Raw genomic sequence first — 20,294 nt, 5'->3', positions numbered from 1 at the left:
TATGTATTCCCAGGCAGAGCCCATTGGTAACAAGGTTAAGGCTACAATGACTAATGACTAATGACTGCTGACTAATGACTAATGACTAATGACTAATGACTAATGACTAATGACTAATGACTGCTGACTAATGACTAATGACTAATGACTGCTGACTGCTGACTACTGACTAAGTTTCTTCACGGCGCGAGTCAGACGCTGCAAATAAGGCTTGACAATTTCTTGATTTTGCCGCTGCAATTCGGAAACTTGCTCCTGCAACTGCTGAATCTCGGTTTGCAGCATCCCTGCATCTATTGTGGGTCGATCGAGCAAATCCTGCAATTGCTTCAGAGAACCTTGGATTTCATCCAAGTCTACTTGGTTCGATCGCTCCTGCAACTGAGCCGTAATAGTTTTAACTTCAGTTAACTTTTCCTCCATCAATAAAAATCGGACGTTGACATTTTCCCAATCTTGCTCTTTGAGGGCGCTATTTTCCAAAATGCGGAGTTTTTGCTGCAAATCGGACAGGATGGTGTTGAACTCCTGAGAATCTGCCGGAAGCGCCTGCACTTGGCGTTCCAGGGAGGCTACGGCAGCTTGTACGTCGGCGATGGCGCCGGATTCCAAGCCCAGGAGTTTCTGCTGCAAGTCGGAGACAGCGGTGTAGAGTTTCGCAAGTTTTCCAGGTGGCATCTGAACTTGCTGCGATCGACCTTCTACGGAGGCCTGTACCTCCGCGATCGCAGAATTTGCCTTTTGTTGCATTTGTTGCTCGAAACGCTGGCGATTGGCGAGATTCAGCGAAAGTGCTGCGGTTAAGGGGGCAGCAGCATAGAGAATTTGGCCCGACAATCCCGCAGCAATCGTGCCAATCGCTGAACCTGCCACAGAGGCGTATTCTGCCAATTCTAGCCAGTCCGGCTGGTTTGGGGCACTTCTCAAAGCTGGGAATGATGCTTTTTCAATCTTCTGCATAGCCTTTTTGTCGTAGTCTGGTAGATTGCGATAGGGACATGATAAAAGCGATCGGCAAATAAATCAGGGCTATTTGTCAAAATTTCGGGGTTGTGGTATTTTTATTGACCGAAAGCATCAAGGATACAACCCCCCGGATTCATCCGTCCAGAAATAAAAAACCTGTATCCGATAAAGGAGCCCCCGAATTTATCCGTGGGGTCAATACTTCAATTCTTTAATCTAAAATCTCAAATCTCAAATCGATTGACCCCGTGCCGAATACCTTCTGCCTTCTAAACGGTCAGTTTCAGGTAAAATTCAAGATAAGTCGATCGTTTAAGAGTTAAACCCAATCGTCAAATAGTTTGCTAAACTTATTCATAGTTAATCCCAACAGGAAGTTCTATGTGGAAAGTGGCAGAATTCGGGAAATTAATTGGAGTTTCGTCTTCTACGCTAAGGCGCTGGGAAAGTGAAGGCAAATTAATCCCTGACAGGACGCTGGGCAACCAGCGTCTTTATACAGAAAATCACCTTAGTATCGCCCGAAACCTGAAAACAGGCAAAACACCAAACCGAGTTATCGTCTACTGCCGCGTCTCATCCGCTGGGCAAAAACAAGACTTGCTTCGCCAGACACAAGCTATGGAGCAATTCTGTTTAGCGCAAGGCATCTCCATCACAGACTCCATTCAGGAGATTGGGGGAGGACTCAACTTCAGGCGTCCCAAATTCCTGCAAATCATACAATGGGCGATATTAGGCGAAGTCAAGATGCTGTATGTGGCTCACAAAGATCGGCTGTGCCGATTTGGTTTTGAACTGGTCGAGCAAATTTTACAGTGGAATGGCGGGACGGTTATCGTCGCCAACGCCGAAACCCTTTCACCGCATGAAGAACTGACTCAAGACTTACTGTCAATAATCGACTGCTTTTCTTCGCGCCTCTACGGATTGCGGAAATATAAAGCAAAAGTTAAGAATATTGTAGAGGGCGTAGATCCTTGCCCGGAGTCTTCTATACTTAATCAAGCAAGCAAGTCCAAAGAAGTTTAATTATGTTTGCCGTCAAACGATCGCTAAAATTGAATCACAACGAAGCAACCTTGATGGCAAAACACGCAGGATTTCGGGTTGAGTTTGCGAACCCAAATGTATGGCGAGGCCAAGCTTTCGGACTCGAAGGTAATTAGTGAGGTCAAAAAAGTTCTCACTAACCACGTCAAAAAACAGCCTGAATTCGCTTGAATGAATCAGTTGTCGGGCCGAGTTTACCAGAACGCCTTGATTGACTTGAAAGATGCGTTTAATCGATATCCGACCTAGGGTTTTATGAGTTCAAACGTCAACTCGACTACAAATGCCAAATGTATGGAGCGAATTTACGGATAGTAGACCAATGGTTCCCTAGTTCTAAGACTTGCTCGAATTGTGGGAATAAAAAAGATATGCCACTCAACCTTCGGACTTATAATTGTGCTGTTTGTGGCAGATCGATCGGGATTTAAACGCCAGTATCAATATTTTAAACTGGGAACCCTCGGCTGGAGGGGGATAGCCTACTTATCTTGGGATAGCCGACTACCCAATAGCGTAGGAAGTAAGCTCGAATTATCTAAAGATGGCTTTAGATAAGTTTAGATAAGTTTTACGAAGCAGTTAACCATTAACCGCCGTCTGTGAGGAGTATACAGAAAATGGGTCTCAAGATTATTGAAAGCTACGATAGCAGTTTTGTCCTCGAACCAGATGCTAAAACTGCACTGTTCGGTTTATTAACCGGTGACAGTTTTCTCCAACAAGTAGCCGTACAATTGCAGTGTTCGCGCATTGAGTTTGCCGAGTTACTTTTTCAGCCCGTCCCTTACAGCAGCGAGACGCCCAAGGGAATGCCTGCGGAATTTGAAAAGTATCACGAATCGAGCGATTTTGCGATCGTCAACGTCCCGCCTAATTTCATGTTCCAAGCCAAAATATTTAAACCCAGCCGCCTCTGTGCCGTTTATCGCGTTTTCAAGAATTAGGTAAAGGCTGGTTAATCTGTGGTTTAATCTAAAATCTCAAATCTAAAATCTCAAATCGGATGACAGAAGACATTCACTCTCTCGCCAGCTTAGAATTTATTCCCTATATTGACTCCGAGGGGAAATTGCCCGATTTTGTCCAGGGAAAAATTGGCGTTTACGCGATTTTTGACAGCGACAAAGCGATCCAATTTGTCGGTTATTCTCGCGACATTTACCTCAGCCTCAAACAGCATTTGGTACGCCAAACCCAATATTGCTACTGGCTGAAAATCCAAACTATTGAGAAGCCCAGCCGCACTATCCTAGAAAGCATTCGAGAAAGTTGGATTGCGGAAAACGGTTCCCTGCCCCAGGGCAACGGTGCCGGTGCTGCCAAGTGGAACGATCCCATCGACACCAAAACAGTGATGACAGCCGAAGAAGTGGCAAATTATGAAGGTATCTTCGCCGATGAAATTGCCAAAGATAAATTGTTGAAGAATGTAGCGCGACGGGTGGAAAATGAAATTTTATCGCTCCTCAAAGCTCGCGGTGTAACTGAAGAAATCCGGTTTAATCCCAAGCTAAAAACTAGCGGATTGCTGGATTTAAAGTAAATACAATAGTCCGATGCTGCGAACCGTAGGGAAACGGCAATGCCGTTTCCCCAATCTCCGTGCCGGACACGGCAATGCCGTTTCCACAATCTCCGCGACGGACACGGCATTGCCGTTTCCACAATCTCCGCGCCGGACACGGCATTGCCGTTTCCCTACAGATGCGAGGCTACAATCTATCTGATATATAGCCTTTCTCAAAAAGATGAGGTATGATTGATAGATTATATAACCACTTAAAACTAAGGATCGTCAATTAAATAATTTCCCTTTTTTCTTGTGGGATGGGCAAGAGAACCCGCCCAGAAAGGACGGGCTCTTTGGCCCATCCCACAACAAATATGAAAAGTGGATTTTATTTAATTCTCATTCCTAAGAGGGCTGAAGCCCAACTACGTACCTCATCTTTCTGAAAACGGTTATATCATCTCCGTCTGTTAACATTTAACATTAAAATGTTAACTGTTAACAGATATCGGAATCTGCAAAATCAACTCTGTTCCTCGTCCCGGAGCAGAAATACAACTGATTTGACCTCGATGTTTTTCCACTACAATATCGTGACTGATTGCCAACCCTAATCCTGTACCGCGGCCTACGGGCTTCGTAGTAAAAAATGGATCGAATATCTGGTGGCGCACGTCCTCACTCATCCCACAACCGTTATCGGCAATGTTAATCACAACGGATTTATAGTTTTGAGTGGCGAATTTTGAATCTTGATTGTGCAGCGCAGGTTCTGAGTCAGAACTTACTGAAGTGCTGATAGTAATTTTTCGGCGAGACTGTTGAGTTTCCAGGGCATCAATAGCATTAGTTAGCACGTTCATGAACACCTGATTTAATTCACTGGCGTAACAGGTGACTTTTGGCAGTTGACTGTAGTGTTTGATGACCTCAATCTCACCGACCTTGTTTGCTCCCTTCAGCCGGTGCTGCAAAATAACTAAAGTATTGTCAATGCCTTCATGAATATCCACTGGCTTGTACTTTTGTTCGCCAAGGCGGGAGAAGTTACGCAAAGACATCACAATCTGGCTAATTCGAGAAGCACCATCTTTCATCGAATTCAGCAGTTTTGGATAATCCTCTGCGATGAATTCGAGTTGAATCTCGTCCAATTCGCCGATAATTTCTGGAACGGGGTGCGGGTAGTAATGTCGGTACAATTCGACGAGGCGAAGCAAATCTCGCGCATAGTCCGCCGCTAGAGCAATATTGCCGTAGATAAAGTTGACTGGATTGTTGATTTCGTGAGCAATCCCTGCCACTAATTGACCTAAAGAAGCCATTTTTTCCTTCTGTATTAACTGAGCTTGAGTGCTCTTGAGTTCAGTTAAGGTTTGTTCGAGTTGCTGGGCGTAAGATTGTGTTTGTTGAAACAATTGGCGCTGTACGAGTTGATTTGAGACGCGCGCCAGAACTTCTTGTTCGTGAAACGGTTTTGTGATATAATCTATACCACCAAGTTCAAAGGCTTTGAGTTTATCAAACACTTCATTTAAAGCACTGATAAAAATAACCGGAATGTCCTTAGTTGTGGGAGAAGCTTTCAATGCTTGGCAGACTTTGTAGCCGTCCATACCGGGCATCATGATGTCTAGCAAAATCAAGTCAGGAGGAGTTAACTCGATCGACCGCAGAGCTAGTTGGCCGTCGGGTGCGGTGCGTGTTTTGTACCCTTGCTGCGAGAGTATTTGAGCTAAAAGTTGCAAATTAGCCGGAATATCATCAACAATTAAAATATTCCCTTTTAAGACGGGAGTTGGTTCGTGATTCATATCTAGTCTGGTAAAATAAAATTTATAGGTTTGTAATATCGCAGGTTTATGAAGTAGGGACACGGCATTGCCGTGTCCCTACGGGGGGATAGATCCATACGATCTATCCGGGGTGTACTTCATAAACCTGCTATCTGCTGTAATATCATTCTTATTTTGTTTCGGGATGGATGAGAGCGAGTATTTCATTGAAAAGAAACTCGTTAGCCAATGCGGCTAGAGCGGTAGCTAAAGAGTCATTTCGATCGCGAATTTGCTCAATTTGGATCAGAATTAACTCTAAATCGCACTCAATTGTGGCTTTCTCTAAAGCTGCTAACCAATCCGCGGGTAAAGCTGCAACAGTCTCTGGAGTCAGAGCCTCGATTTGAGTTGACTCGGGAACACTCTCCGGTTCATCGTAAATGTAACGCACTCCCAGATGTTTGTGCAGGGTGGCAAAGATGTCTGCATCTCGAAAGGGTTTGTGGATAAAGTCATCGCAATCATCTGATACAGTAACGGTTCGCGCTTCCTCGGCTTTACCGGCACTTACGGCAATAATTGCGGTAGCTTGACCTTTAGCGGTGGCTTTAATGCGTTTCGTCGCTTCGTGTCCATCCATCACGGGCATCCACATATCCATAAAAATTAAGTGCGGCTCAAAACTCGACCACATTTCAATAGCTTCTATACCGTTGCAGGCTTCTTTGAGTTCAAAGTTAAAGGCAGCGAGCAGTCCGATCAGCAGTTGGCGGTTGTCCGATCGATCGTCCACAATCAAAATACGATAGCGCGGCTGATTGCCTTCCAGGGCGATCGCCCGACGCGGCGGCTGTACGGGTTGAATTGCCGCCGCATCAACGGCGGTGGCGGGGATATCAAACGCGAAGGTTGTGCCGCTTCCTACTTCACTGCACACAGTAATGATGCCGCCCATCAGCTTGACAAACTGTTGGCTGATGGCCAGCCCCAAGCCTGTTCCTTGCTGAGATGTTGCTCCTGTTTTGGTTTGCACGAAGGCTTGAAAAAGCTTCTCTAACTCATCAGGAGCGATGCCGGAACCAGTGTCTTCTATTTCAAAATGTAATTGGTAATTACTGATTGGTAATTGCTGATTTTCACGCTCCATAGCCGCACTTACTCTTACCGCAATGCCACCCTCTTTCGTAAACTTAATGGCGTTAGAAAGCAGATTAATTAAAACTTGGCGCAACTTAAGTTGATCGGTTTGCACGTATTCGGGAATATCGCTAGAGCAGTCAAATGTTAACTGTAATTGTTGCTCCCGTGCCTGGAGTTGGAACATCTCTTCCACCTCGTTCAGCAGGCGGCTTAATTTAAAGTCTGTTGGGTTGAGGGTAATGCGTCCCGCCTCTATTTTGGCTAAATCTAATATTTGATCGATCAGAGCTAGCAAGTGTTCTCCGCTGCGGTTGATGATGCGGATATTTTCCTGTTGTTCGCGATTGAGGTTGGTAGAGCGCTGCATCAATTGGGAGAATCCCAAAATTGCGTTTAGCGGGGTGCGGAGTTCGTGGCTCATATTTGCCAGGAAAGTGCTTTTGGCGAGGTTGGCGGCTTCTGCTGCCCAGGCGGCTTGTTGGAGCTGTACTGCTTGCTGTTGAGTGGCTTCGAGCAATTGAGCTTGTTGTAAGGCGACTCCTAGTTGAGTGCTAATTTGCAGCCCTATATTGATTTCTGCTTCGCGCCAAGTGCGGGGTACAGAATTTTGATAGCTGGCGAGCAAACCCCAAAGTTGACTGCCGCAAAATATGGGGAAAATAACGTAGGCTCTAGCTTGAAATTGTTTTAACAGTTCCAGGTAACAAGGACTCAACCCAGCGCTGTATATGTCTTCAATTATGCGGTAAGGAACGCCTCTAGCGTACATACCGCCTTGATTTTTTTGTAGATAGGTATCCAGCACTGGTTCAGCGCTGGCTTGCTGAGTTTTCACGGTACAGCGAGTGTCTTCGACGAGGTTGTTTGGCCAATTAAAATCGTCGGTTTTTTGCATCAGAGATATCCAGCCCGGAGCCATTGATTCGGCAACAAATTCCCCGCTCCAATCAGGATTAAAACGATAGATACCGACACGATCGCATTTTAGGGTTTGTTGCAGTTCAGAGGTTGTGGTTTTGAATATTGTGTCAATATCTAAGGACTGACGGATGCGATCGATCGATCGGGCAATGGCTTGTTCCCCCTGCGCGCTTTCTCGCAAAGCTGACTCGGCTTGTTTGCGATCGCTAATATCCAAGACAGTGCCAAACAAACCGCTCAACTGCCCTGTTTCATCGTAAATCGGTTTCCCTCTGACTTCAATGTAACTGAGCGATCCATCTCTGCGGAGCAACCGCAGATCGATTTCAAAGCTTTGTCCTTTCATAGCTCGATCGCCAACAATTGCCAGATAGCGCGATCGATCTTCTGGATGAAAACGCTCGATTAATTGTTCGGTTGGCAGCGGTTTTTGAGTCGGATCGATCTCGTAAATGCGATAGAGTTCCTGACTCCAAGTGGTTGTTGCTGTGGCGATATCGTGTTCCCAACTGCCAATACGGGCAATTTTTTGGGCTTCCAGCAGTCGGGATTCGGCAAACTGGCGATCGCTAATGTCGCGCGCTACCCAAACTGCGGATCTATCGGACAGCGGCGAAATTTTAGCAGCAAACCAAACTTCTTGGTTATTAATCCGCAGACAGTAATCAAAACTAATAGTTTGTTTGGTTTCCAATGCCATTCGTACTTGAGCGAAATAAATCTCCTGGCTTTCCTCATGAAAAAATTGTTCGATGATGGAGTCGATCTGATTAGTCTGATAGTTGTATTGAAAAATCCCCTTGGTCGGTATAATTTGGATGGTTCTTTCTCGCGGTTCAAAAATTAATACAATATCTGCGATCGACTCAAATATTTTCAGAAATTGCTCCGTAGAAGGGTAAAATTTTTGTTCTAGCAATTTGCGATCGGCAATTTCATATTTTAATAGTTCGTTAACACGAGCTAAGGCGGAGGTACGTTCGGCAACTTCGGCTTCTAAAGTGCGATTGCAGTCAGTTAAGATTTTTTCAGATTGTTTGCGCTGTGCGATGTTAGAAAAAGCATTGATGGCATAAATAATGTTTCCGCATTCGTCAAAAATTGGTGTGGCGCGCACTTCCAGAGGAATAATTTCCCCATCTCGATGAATTTCTAAATCGTCAACGAACACCGTTTCGCCCTGCAGCGCTCGGAAGGCGGGCAGTTCTTCGGTTGGATACGGCTGGTTTTGGCGGTAGATTTGATAAACTTCAACCACTTCTTCTAAAGTCGCGTCGGGGATATTTTCTACACCGCTCAAACGCTTGGCAGTGCGGTTTAAGTAGACGACTTTACCCGACACATCGTGGATAGATACTCCTGCGGGTATGGCTTCGATAAATTGCTTGAGTTGGTTCTCGCTGTGCGCTAAAGCTTCATTTAAAGATTTTTGGTCTGCAAAAGCCTGTTGCAGTTGCGCTGCCATCAGATTGAAGGAATTGGCCAGTTCTCCGACTTCATCCAAGCGTCTAATTTCTAAAGGTCGATCCCATTCTCCTTTTGCAAGATTTTTGGCGGCGGTATTCAAGCGCATAATTGGCTTTGTCACCCAACGGGAACTCAACAATCCGATCGCGATCGCCAGCGGTAGCGTACCGACGCACAACCACAATGTATTGCGCGTATTTGCTTGAATGCGAGCCGTGAAATCAGACTCTGGCACTACCACCACAATCAACCAATCCAAGCCGCGGAAATCTCGATAAGGAGTGACGCGGACAAACTGCCGCGATCGCTCGCTCGCCAGGGTAAATTGCTGGGTTGTTTGCAGGGTGCGGAAGTTGCCAAATCGGTTGGCGAGTTGTCGAGCAATATCTCGCGTTCGGGTATCCTTGCTGTTGATGGCTAGCAATGGCGTCGGTTGGTTTTTTGCTTGCGTCACAAACAGTTTTTCTAGTGTGGATGTGGCAATTAGATTGCCCGATCGATCGATAATAAAAGTTTGTCCCGATGCAGAGAAGTGCAGCCTAGCCAGAAAGGTATTGATTGCCGACAGCCCATTACGATCGGTGAGGCGATCGCTAATTCGTTCTCCTACTTGTTCGATTAACTGATGCGCTACATCTTCGACTGATTCCTGACTGCTTTTGAAAGAAAGATAGCCCGCTAGCCAGACTACACTTACCGTTTGCAAAACAAAGGGAACAATCAGAACCGTTCGCAGGGGAAGCTTGCTGAAAAATTTGGCGGTTAGGCGGTTGAGGGGATTAATGGGCATGGGTGTGAGGGAATTGTGCTCTTTTATCGAATTTTAACTGCTGTAGCCTGCCTTTTCCCCCGGCAATTGGCGCGCCCTACAGGCTCTGAAATGTTCCTCCGGGTTCAATATAGCCAACTACCAGCGAAGATTGGGCGCGGATGTCAAAATTTGCTTCTGTCAGTTCTGTTTCTAGCTGTTTGGCATTTGATTCATTTCTAGTGACAAAAACTGTCATAACTTCTCTATTTTTTTTCGGTGTCTCGGCAATTATGTCATTAATTAAAAGCTCTATAAATGGCTTATTGGTTGGCAGAGAACTGCCCATCGTTTGAATTTTCACTTCTGTTTGATTTCCCTCTGAATCTGTCAAAGTCAAGCTAGAGTAGCTTTCGGGAAGTTTATTAATAGTTTGATTCGGGTGCTGGAAGTGCAACCATTTAACAACTGCTGCCTCTGTTACGGCTACAGATTCATGCAGCCGATCGACAAAAGCATAGAAAGCCTCATTATCTTCTCGGTGAGCAAGTACGTAAGCTCGCAATTCTTTTCGGCTCATAGTTTGAAAATTAGGTCTGTTCATCAGAGTATCTCCATTGCCCGTTAGGATAAATCTCTATTTCGATAGTTTCACCAGCCAAAATGTAGATGTTATTTGTGCGTTCATCGAGCCGCACGATAGCCTTTATCAAAAAAGTTGGTTGGGTTGGGCGGGTTTTTGATATTTTTTGTTTGGGGCGATTATTGTTGGTGAACCCGCCCCTACGAAACCGTATTTTGTAGGGGCGGGTTCCACCAATAATATCTAACAATTACCAACCATCTATATAAACCCGCCCCCACACCACCGATAACCCACGTCAACCTGAAATTTGCATCGCATCGCCAAAATGTACATGATGATTGTTGGTTGGGTTGGGCGGGTTTATGAGATTGTAGATTATGGGCAATTATTATTGGTGAACCCGCCCCTACAAGATTTAACATCATACAAATCCGAATCAAACGGAAATGATATTATTTGTGCGTTCATCGAACCCGATCGCCCTACTGAGTTAGCTTGGCTAAAACGGCGGCGAATACAGCGGGTTCGATCGGCTTTGTTAAGTGTTCGTCATAACCGGCGGCGATCGCCCGATCGCGGTCTTGTTCGCTAGCATAAGCTGTCAGCGCCACGGCCGGCAAGCGCTTGATTTTGTCGGATGCGGACGATCGCACTTTCCGGATCAGCGAGTAGCTGTCCTCAACCGGCATACCGATATCGCTAACTAAAATATCCGGCGGCGACTGCTGTAAAATGTCGATCGCCTCCGCCGAAGCAGCCTCCGTCGCAGTCGCCCCCAACTCTTCGAGCGCAACAATCAAAAACTCGCTGTTGTCGGGTTCGCCGTCAACTACCAACACCTTTAAACCAGCCAAAATACCCGGACGCATTTGAGGGAATTTGCTTTCATCTATCAACTGCGGCTGCTGACTCCGACGCTGTTTGAGCGGCAGTTTCACCGTAAATGTCGCACCCTTGTCTTTACCCGGACTTTCCGCAGTCACAGTGCCGCCGTGGAGTTCCACCAAGTGCCGGACGATCGCCAATCCCAGTCCCAAACCGCTTTGATGCCTAGTCAGCGAGCCGTCTGCTTGTCGGAAGCGATCGAATACGTAGGGCAGAAACTCAGCAGAAATGCCCTTTCCGGTATCGCTGACAGTAATTTGCACGTAATTAGGTGATGGGGAATTAGCAACAGCTAATGCAGATAAGCGCATTTCCACAGTGCCTCCAGAAGGCGTAAACTTGACGGCGTTACTCAGCAAATTCGACACTACCTGCTGCAACCTCTGGGCGTCGCCCCACATCAAACTGACTGCGGGGTCAAATTCTGACAAAACGGTGACAGACTTAGCCTCGGCTGCAAAACAAACTGAATTCAGAGCAATCTCGATCGTCTGTCTCATGATGAACCAGCCGGGTTTCAGAGCCAGCTCGCCTTGAATAATCCGGGAAACATCGAGCAAATCTTCCACTACCTCCACCTGCACCCTCGACTGACGCTCGATCGCTTCCAAACCGCTAGCTAAATTATCTTCCGTGTACGGGCGGGTGCGGAGCACCTGCGCCCAGCCCATAATCACATTTATAGGCGTCCGCAGTTCGTGGGAAAGAGTGGCTAGAAACTCGTCTTTCCGGCGGTTGATGGCTTCTGCTTGAGCCCGCGCGGCTTGTTCGCGATCGAGCAACTGAGCGCGTTGGGCCTCCAGTTGCTTGCGATCGCTGATGTCGGCGACGATCGACATACAGTTGATGTTGCCGTTGCCGTCGCGGACTGGAGTTGCCCACAAACTGATGTCGATCGAGCTGCCGTCTTTCCTTTGGCGCTGGGTTTCCATGCCGGCGATCGCGTTTCCTTCCCGAATTCCTTTCAAATTCGCCATGAATTCCTCCCGCTTGTCTGCGGGAATGCTGAGCGCAAATTGACCTACCGCCTCTGATTCTGACCAGCCAAAAATCCTCTCGGCGGCTGGGTTCCACATTTTCACAGTACCGTCGTCGGCACTCAAAACGGTAATTGCTAGGGGACAAGCCTGGATCAAGGCTTCCAAAGTTTGATTGATTTGGGATCGCGCCTCTTCTGCTTGTTTGCGATCGGTGATATCGACGTTCACTCCGATCGTCCGCCAAGGCAAACCGCGATCGTCAGGAAACCCCTTAGCCCTGGAAGCAATCCAGCCCACGCTTTTGTCCGGGCGGCAAATGCGGAACTCAATGTTTAATTCCTCCCCGGAAGCCCCCGCAGCTTTTACCTGCTGTTCGGTAACAGCGCGATCGTCTGGATGCAGCATTTGGGCCCAACTTTGATAGCTGTCTAAAGCGCCGGCCGGCAGCCCGTACAAAGCCTCTAACTCCGGCGTACACGCGAGTTCGTCGGTTTGGACGTTCCATTCAAAAGTTCCGATTTTGCCTGCTTGCTGAGCGATTTGCAGCCGTTCTTGATTTTTTTTGAGTTCTGCTTCCACCCGCGATATCTCGGTCAAGTCGATGTAGAATGCGACGACCGTCTCTGGTTCGCGATCGTCCGGGCACAGGATCGTCCCGCCCATCAGAATCGGCACGCGGCTGCCATCTTTGCGGATGTACTCTTTCTTGAAAGGAGTTGCGACTCCCTTAGCCCGCAGTTCCCCGGCCGCCACGGCGTCGAGCTGCAGGTATTCGGGGGGGGTCATCCTGTCCCACCGCATTTGACCGGAGAGCAGGTCTGAGCGGGTGTAGCCGACCATGTTGAGCAGGGATTGGTTGGCGTAGGCGATGCGGCCGCTAAAATCGCCGATCGCGACTCCGAAAATATTTGACTCGAACAGCCGCCGGAACATAGCTTCGCTTTGCTGAATTACCCGTTTTGCTTGGTTGCGATCGGTGATTTCGGCAACCACACTGCTGACTCCCAACAGCGTTCCCGATTCATCGTTCACGGGGTAAAAGCTGATTTGCCAATCCCGCAAAACTCCCGGCTGTTGTCTGGTTTCGGCTTTAATTTCCAAGTCGGTCGCGGGGGTTTGCGTCGCGATCACTTGGCGGTAAATCGGCTCTAGCATATCGGCCATTTCGGGAATCACTTCTCTGACGGTGCGCCCGATGTGATCTGCGATCGGTCGGCCGTCGATCGCAGCGAGGCATTCGTTGATGCGGATGTAGCGCAAATTGGTATCGAGAAAGCACAGCCCGACTGGTGTGGTGTTGTAAACTAAGTCGAGTTCTGCTAGTTGGTGGCGAATGCGTATTTCGTTTTCTCGAAGCTGGTTTTGGGCTTGTTTGCGATCGGTGATATCGAGCACGAAAAATGATCCTTTGTCTGTGCCTTTTTGCAAGTTTCCGCCGCCGATTAAAATAGGAAAGCGCGTGCCGTCAGACCGGATGAATTCTTTTTCATAAGGCGCGCAACTTCCGAATGCTGTCACTTGTGCAATGGCTGCGCGATCGACTTCTCCGTATTCCGGCGGCGTGATATCGACCCAGCGAATCCGTCCTGAAACTAAGTCTTCCCTCGTATATCCGATCATTGCCAGCAAGGCGTCGTTAGCGTCAGTAACTTCGCCGTTGGCATCCCAGAAACCGATGCCGATCATGTTAGATTCTACCACGCTGCGGCAGCGTATTTCGCTTTCTTGCAAAGCTAATTCTGTTTGTTTTGCTGCGGTAATATCTGTGATAATTAGCCCGGCTCCGATGAGTTCTCCCCTTTCATTTTTTACTGGGTAGTAGTTGGCGAGCCAGTACCCTAAAGTTCCTGGTTTTCCAGGAGGTTCGCCGCTCATTTCTAAGTTTAAAACAGGCTGGCCGGTTTCTAAAACTTGCTGAATTATCGGCGCAAATTTTGCTGCATATTCTGGCAGCAATTGGCGGAAGTCTTGACCGAGATGCTGTTCTATCGGCAAACCGTTGAGTTCTGCTAATACTTGATTGATATGGATGAAGCGCATTTCGCGATCGAAAAAGCACATCGCTAGGGGAGATGCTTCTAACAGCGCGTCAATTAAGGCGAAGGATTGCGCTGTTTGAGATAGTGCTTGCTGCGCTTCTGTGTAAAGTCTGGCGTTGTCGAGGGCGATCGCCACGCGGTATGCTAAATCTTCTAGCATTGCCATGTCTCCTGCACTGTAGCGGCGGCCCAACTTCGAGGTAAAGCAAGTGATGGAACCCATTACCCGCCCGCGAGCCCTCAGCGGTACGCAAGCGTGAGATCCGATATTGAGCGATCGCAATATTTCCATTTGTGCTGCATTATCGGCTCCTGCTGCTAAAATTTCCTCATCCACTTCGGCAATTAGTTCGGATGTTCCGGTGCGGATTACCAGCGGATAGCCGTTAACAGCACGATCGGCGATCGGGCTGCGGATGCTGAAGTTATTAATAATATCAACCGTAGAGGGTTCTGCGTGAGCCACAGCCACTCGGCGCACTTTTGAGTCGGTTTCGGTCAAATGAATGCAGCACCCGTCAGCGATCGAATTTACTGCTAATTCTGCGACATTTTGCAGCACTGTTTCCCCGTCAAACGCAGCAGCCAGCATTTTACTGACTTCTGCTAAAAATGCCGATCGCTGCTGTTCTATTTCCGCTTTTTCCCGGGCTGCTTGCTCGATTGTTAACTGCAATCTTTGAGTTTCTGCAAGTTTGAGTTCTGTGATATCGCGGGCGACAATCAAGGCCGATTCTGGTACGCCGTCTTTGTCAAATTCGGGAACTACACGGGATTGATAAGTTCTGATGCCGTTGGTTGAGATTGCCTGAAATTCGACGATTTCTTCTCTACCCGTTTCTAACACTTTTTGCAGCGTTTCATCCCCAATCTGGCACAGTTCTAGCGGCATTCCTATTTCTTGACTGGTTTTTCCCAGGAAGAATGAAAGCGGTTTTTCTTGGCTGGTTTCAACTGCTTTGTTGACATACATATAACGCAGTTCTTTGTCCGTGCGGATAATGAGATCTGGCGTATTTTCTAGCAGCGTTCTCAGTTGCTGTTCGCTGCTTGCCAAAGCTGCTTGCGCTTGTTGTCTTTCGGTGACATCTCTCACCGTTCCCACGTATCCGATGAGTTCGCCGGAGTCGGAGAACATCGGCGAGGAACAAACGTTAATCCAGCGCACAATCCCCTCTGGTGTTTGCAGGCGATACTCGATCGCGTATTCCCCACCTTCGCGAGTATAATCCAGCCATCGGGTCAGTACGCGATCGCAGTCTTCCGGGTGAATGCAATTCTCCCAACCATCTCCTAAAAGTTCTGCCAAACTCAAGCCGCAAATAGCCTGACAGTTAGGGTTTGCATAGGTGTAACGCCCCTGGGAATCTGCCATGAAAATGCCGACCGGCGAACAGGAACTTAAACAGCGAAATCGTTCTTCTTGAGCTTGCAGCGCTTCTTTAGCTACTGTCAGTTCTTCTGTGCGCTGTTTAACGCAGCTTTCTAGGTTAGCGTAGGATAAAGCCAGGGCTATTTCTGCTTCTTTGCGATCGGTAATATCGATGCCACTTGCTATCACATATTCTACCAAACCCTCGCTATTTACAGTCACAGTATTCGACCAAGAAATGAAGCGTTTGTCGCCGTTTTTGGTGCGCCAATAATTTTGATATTCGCTGTAAAATTGTTCCGCGCTGAGTTTTGAAAAAACTGTTTGAACTGGCTCTATTTCTTCGGGAATTAAGAACAAATCCCAAACATATTTGTTGAGAACTTCTGCTGTCGAGTAGCCTGTGGTTTTTTCGCAAGCTTGGTTGAAGCGGACAATCCGTCCTTGGCTGTCGAGAACTACAATCAAGCAAGCCGTCGTGTCAATTACTTTTGAAATAATCTTGCGTTCTATTTCTAGTTCGTGTTCGGCCGACTTTAAGCCAGCATACCAAGCGCTAACCATTGCCGCGGCAAAAAGTAAGATTGCAGGAGTTGCCTTGAGTGCCAACAGTAACAGAGTTGTCAGCAGTAATGCCGTGCCGGCGCTAAATGTAGCAATATTGTAAGATTTAATGGGTAAGGGCAAGACCTGAAAGCGACTCATTTTTGTTGACCTGTAGCGATGGCACGATCGCGCTAGTTCCTGTGCTTATGAAACTATATTGTTACAACTAAGATCAAAATTATTTTGTGTTTTTCCTATACAAAACCACATTTGTCTGGCGTGTGCCATCTTCCCAGAGACAGATTGGCCGCGGCATTGGTGCTGGATCGACTGCTATCATAGATCGAGGGACAAATTGGATCGGCTAATTTCTGGGAGCAATAAGCGAGTGAATCACAAGCTGGCAAAAATTATCGGATTATTTTTCGCAGCCGCCACCGTCTTTGGATTCATCGGTTACGCGCTGCAAAATCCCAACTCGGCCAGCAACCGTGCGATATCGATCGGGTTTCCCAATGTTACCATCGCGGCCGTCGGGGCGATCGACAACAAACTAAACCAAATCTATCTCAACGGAACTTGGCAATTTGTCCCCGCAGTTGGCAACCCCCAAAAGCCCCCCGCATCCCCAAGCTGGGGCTCCATCTGGGTTCCCGGAGACTGGCAAGAAGAAAACAACGAATTCGTACCCGGAATCATCACTCGCGGCACCGGCAAAGATTGGGAAAACTTCAACAGCAAACAACTATCAAAAGCTTGGTACCAGCAAACAGCCAACATTCCCGAAAACTGGAAAAACCGCCGCATCTTTATCGACTTAGCCAGAGTCAGCACCGATGCAGTCATCTTTGTCAACGGCATTAACTGCGGTCAAATCGAATGGCCTTACGGCAATGTTGACATTACCAAAGCAGCAAAACCCGGTCAAAACACCCTATCTATTTTAGTCGCGGCAGTATCCGACGAAAAAGACAAAGCCGTGATTATGGGCCCCACAGAAATCTACACAAAAAAATCCAACTTGCAATCGCGGGGAATCATCGGCGAAGTGCGACTTTTCAGCCTTCCCCCAGGCCCGCTAATTAGCGACGTATTCGTCCAAACTTCCACCCGAAAAAAGCAAGTTAAATTAGATGTAGAACTCAAAGAAGTTACCCAAAACGGTCAAATTCAACTAATCGCCAAAATGCTCGACGAAAAAGGCAAAGTCGAACAAAAATTTACAGGCACGGCCAGCGTTCAAGCTAAACCAATTCAAACAGTAAAATTGCAGTGGGACTGGCCAAATCCCCGCCTTTGGGATGCCGGTCAAGCCAACCTTTACACCCTGCAATTAGAAGTAAAAGGCAGCGGCATTGACACGCAATACGACCAACCTTTCGGCTTCCGCGAATTTTGGATAGAAGGGCGCAAATTTTTCTTAAACGGAACAGAGTTTCGCCTCCGGCCAGGCTTGCACTCAGACATTGCTTGGGAAACCGGCACAGTAGAAGTTGCTGACCAATTAATTAACGGCTACATTAAAGCAGGTTTTAATATAGTACAAACCTGGCCTTGGAATCACGACGAACGCGGTCGGTGGCACTTTCGAGAACTGTTATCCGAAAGGGCAGACCTCAAAGGTTTTCCAATTATGACGCCGGCATTAGACATTACTTCTATCTCTTGGAACGGCAAATGGAAGAACCGCCAGTGGAGAGACCGCTGGAAAGCGCGTATGGCGACTGAAATGCGCCGCTACCGCAATCATCCATCAGTATTAATGTGGACGACAAGTCCTAATTTTTTCGGCAACGCTGACGACCAAAATCCCCGCCGCATCGGCAAAACCAAAGTAGAAGGAACTCTCAGTCAGTCGGAAAACGAGCGTTTGCGGGTCAACACTCCCCTAGGAAATGACGCTTTAGCTGCTATTAAATCCGCTGACCCCACCAGACCTGTGATGGTACACCAAGGGGCAAACTTCGGCGATGTTTATGCGCTGAATTCTTATTTAAATATGATTCCCTTGCAAGAACGCGAAGAGTGGATTTCTGAGTGGAGCAAAACCGGGGAAATGCCCTACATGGTAGTCGAGTTTGGGACGCCGCTGTTCGCTACAATGATGCGGAACCGCCAAGGTTTCGATCGGGTGATTGTCAGCGAACCTTGGATGACTGAGTTTGCAGCAATTTATTTAGGCAAGCAGGCTTACGAGTTGGAAACTGTCGCTTATAAAGCTAAAATTCGCGAGCAATTTGTCAAGGGTCAGGAGTATCAAAGCTGGCATCTTAAAAAGGAGTTAGATTTTGCACCAGCTTTTCAAAAGTTGCAGCAGTTATTCAGTACAAATACTTGGCGGAGTTGGCGGACTTTTGGAATGTCTGGCGGGATGATTCCTTGGAGTGACGGACACGGTTGGGAAGTTTCTGATGCTGGCAGAACTAGGGTGGATATTGGGGAATTTCAAGCTGGTCGCCGGGGAGTTTATTTGAAACAAGTCTCGAATAATTTTTTGAATTATTTGCAGCCAAAAGGTTACACTATTCATCCTGGGGGCGAGGCAATTATGAATAATAATAGCTCGACTTTGGCTTGGATTGCTGGTGCTAGTCCGGTTTTTACTGCAAAAGATCGCAACTTTTGGGTGGGCGGAAAACTGGCAAAGCAAGTAGTGTTAATTAACGATACGCGGGCGGCGCAAGAATTTGCGTTTAAATGGCGGGTTTTGGTGGGGGGGAAAGAAGTCAAAAAAGGCGATAAAAAAGGGATTATCGACCCGGCAGGAACGCTGTTTTTCCCAATAGATGTAAAATTGCCAAATACCATTTCTAGCAAGACTGACGGCGAAATTCGCTTGACTGCCCGAGTAGGCGATCGCCCGCATTCTGATACATTTGCTTTCCGAGTTTTTGCCAATCCAGCCAAAGTCAAGGATACGCTGACAATTTTCGATCCAGCGGGCAAAACATCGGCAATGTTAAAACAGTTAGGTCATCAGCTTGTGCCGTGGAACGGTTCGCAAGTTTCATCCCTATTAATTATCGGTAGGGAAGCGTTTTCAACCGGGGAAAATTTGCCGGGAAGTTTAGAAAGTTTTGTGCGAAACGGCGGCAAAGCAATTGTGTTTCCTCAGCGCAGGGAATGGCTGGAAAATACGGGTTTCCGGGTTGCCGGTCACGTCGGCCGCCGCGCTTATCCAGTTGACAGCAACCATCCGGCAATTAGCGGTTTAGACAGTGAAGATTTGCGGGATTGGGTGGGGGAAAGCACGCTGGTTGAAGCTTATCCAGATACGATTCAAACTGCGCCGAGAATGAGTCCGGCAAATATGCCTTGGTACGGCTGGCATTGGGGAAATCGCGGCGGTATCAGCAGCGCTTCTATTGAGAAGCCGCACCGCAGCGGTTGGCGGCCAATTTTGGAATCTGAGTTTGATTTAGCTTATTCGCCGCTGATGGAATTGGATTACGGAAAAGGGCGGTTGATTTTAAACGAGTTGGATTTGGAAGACCATTATTCGGTAGATGCTGGGGCGGCGCAGTTACTGCAACAAATTGTGAGTTACGGGGTGAATTCTCCGGTGGTTGGAAAGCCGGATAAAGTGGTTTTAATTGGGGGAGATGGGGATGCACAGAAGCTGGACAGTTTGGGGGTAATTTATCAGCGCGCTAATTCGCTTTCTAATGATGTTGGTTTGGCAATTGTGGGGACAGAAGCGAATCTGAAAGATGCAGATTTGCGCGGTTATTTGAATGCTGGCGGGAAGGCGTTTTTCTTGCCTCGTCAAGTGCCTGTTGCGGCTTTGGGCGTGGGTTTGCAGCAAGGGAAGGATTTCGGGGGTTCGCTGGCGGTTCCGAGTTGGGATGAGGTGAAGGGGGTTAGCGCTTCAGATTTGCGATCGCGCTCTTTTTACGATACTTGGTTGATTAAGTCTGGGGGAGAAATCGGCGCTGACGGTTTGTTAAGTCGGGTACAAGTTGGCAAGGGTGTGGCGATTTTTTCTCAGATTGAACCGGACAGTTTGAATGCTGATACTAAGACTTATTTGCGTTTTACTCGGTGGCGGCAAACCAGGGCAACTGCTCAGATTTTGGCTAATTTAGGGGCGAGTTTTAAGGCGGATAAATCTTTGTTTAATGGTTCTAGTCGGGAGTTTTATCACTGGGATTACAAGACGGATTTTGAGAATGGGGACGATCCTTATCGGTATTATCGATGGTAAGTAGAAGGAAGTTCAGTAACGGATGTAAGGGATGTAACGGATTTAACTGAGATGTTCCACCATTCTCAATTATTTGCTTAGGAACAGGCAAGATGC

13 protein-coding genes are annotated in these 20,294 nt (G+C 47.5%); 7 read left to right on the top strand and 6 right to left on the bottom strand.

Annotation, left to right across the window (positions count from 1 at the left end; all coding sequences use genetic code 11):
* Nucleotides 1-162: 162 nt before the first annotated feature.
* Nucleotides 163-960, bottom strand: a complete 798-nt coding sequence (locus tag QUA56_RS14405; protein WP_333358640.1) for a hypothetical protein — start codon at nt 958-960, stop codon at nt 163-165.
* A gap of 387 nt (nt 961-1,347) precedes the next feature.
* Here QUA56_RS14405 and QUA56_RS14400 point away from each other — a divergent pair, with 387 nt between their 5' ends.
* The 6 genes from QUA56_RS14400 (at nt 1,348) to QUA56_RS14375 (ending at nt 3,781) form a co-directional block, all read left to right on the top strand.
* Nucleotides 1,348-1,998 carry an IS607 family transposase gene (locus QUA56_RS14400; protein ID WP_333358638.1) on the top strand — a complete coding sequence of 217 codons (651 nt, stop codon included), beginning with the start codon at nt 1,348-1,350 and terminating at the stop codon, nt 1,996-1,998.
* Between the two features lie 2 nt (nt 1,999-2,000).
* Nucleotides 2,001-2,135 (top strand): hypothetical protein, encoded by a 135-nt coding sequence (locus tag QUA56_RS14395; protein WP_333358636.1) that lies wholly within the window; start codon nt 2,001-2,003, stop codon nt 2,133-2,135.
* A 174-nt stretch (nt 2,136-2,309) separates the two neighbouring features.
* Entirely contained in the window at nt 2,310-2,450 is a 141-nt protein-coding gene (locus QUA56_RS14390) for a zinc ribbon domain-containing protein (protein ID WP_333358634.1), read from the top strand.
* Between the two features lie 189 nt (nt 2,451-2,639).
* Nucleotides 2,640-2,966 (top strand): hypothetical protein, encoded by a 327-nt coding sequence (locus QUA56_RS14385; RefSeq protein WP_333358632.1) that lies wholly within the window; start codon nt 2,640-2,642, stop codon nt 2,964-2,966.
* A gap of 59 nt (nt 2,967-3,025) precedes the next feature.
* Entirely contained in the window at nt 3,026-3,565 is a 540-nt protein-coding gene (locus QUA56_RS14380; RefSeq protein WP_333358630.1) for a GIY-YIG nuclease family protein, read from the top strand.
* A gap of 39 nt (nt 3,566-3,604) precedes the next feature.
* Nucleotides 3,605-3,781, top strand: a complete 177-nt coding sequence (locus QUA56_RS14375; protein WP_333358628.1) for a hypothetical protein — start codon at nt 3,605-3,607, stop codon at nt 3,779-3,781.
* 242 nt (nt 3,782-4,023) lie between these two features.
* On the opposite strand, the gene QUA56_RS14370 is transcribed toward QUA56_RS14375, so the two are convergent.
* From QUA56_RS14370 to QUA56_RS14355, 5 genes are all read right to left on the bottom strand, one after another.
* A complete protein-coding gene (locus QUA56_RS14370) occupies nt 4,024-5,346 on the bottom strand; it encodes a response regulator (RefSeq protein WP_333358626.1) in 1,323 nt (440 codons plus the stop codon).
* A 151-nt stretch (nt 5,347-5,497) separates the two neighbouring features.
* Nucleotides 5,498-9,628: an ATP-binding protein gene (locus tag QUA56_RS14365; RefSeq protein WP_333358624.1), complete on the bottom strand. Its 4,131-nt coding sequence runs from the start codon at nt 9,626-9,628 to the stop codon at nt 5,498-5,500.
* A 76-nt stretch (nt 9,629-9,704) separates the two neighbouring features.
* On the bottom strand, nt 9,705-10,190 hold the full coding sequence (locus QUA56_RS14360) for a DUF6887 family protein (protein ID WP_333358622.1): 486 nt from the start codon (nt 10,188-10,190) through the stop codon (nt 9,705-9,707).
* The gene (locus tag QUA56_RS36835; protein WP_445242910.1) at nt 10,177-10,284 is read right to left on the bottom strand and encodes a DUF6888 family protein; all 108 of its coding nucleotides are present in this window, start codon (nt 10,282-10,284) and stop codon (nt 10,177-10,179) included. Before QUA56_RS36835 ends, QUA56_RS14360 begins: the two co-directional genes overlap by 14 nt.
* A 370-nt stretch (nt 10,285-10,654) precedes the next feature.
* Nucleotides 10,655-16,153 (bottom strand): PAS domain S-box protein, encoded by a 5,499-nt coding sequence (locus QUA56_RS14355; protein ID WP_333358620.1) that lies wholly within the window; start codon nt 16,151-16,153, stop codon nt 10,655-10,657.
* Nucleotides 16,154-16,382: 229 nt separating this feature from the next.
* On the opposite strand from QUA56_RS14355, the gene QUA56_RS14350 reads away from it, so the two are divergent.
* On the top strand, nt 16,383-20,198 hold the full coding sequence (locus tag QUA56_RS14350; protein WP_333358618.1) for a sugar-binding domain-containing protein: 3,816 nt from the start codon (nt 16,383-16,385) through the stop codon (nt 20,196-20,198).
* Nucleotides 20,199-20,294 lie beyond the last annotated feature (96 nt).

The sequence above is a fragment of the Microcoleus sp. N3A4 genome (genome assembly GCF_036701805.1).
GTDB lineage: Bacteria > Cyanobacteriota > Cyanobacteriia > Cyanobacteriales > Microcoleaceae > Microcoleus.
This window is presented reverse-complemented; position numbering and strand designations above follow the sequence as displayed.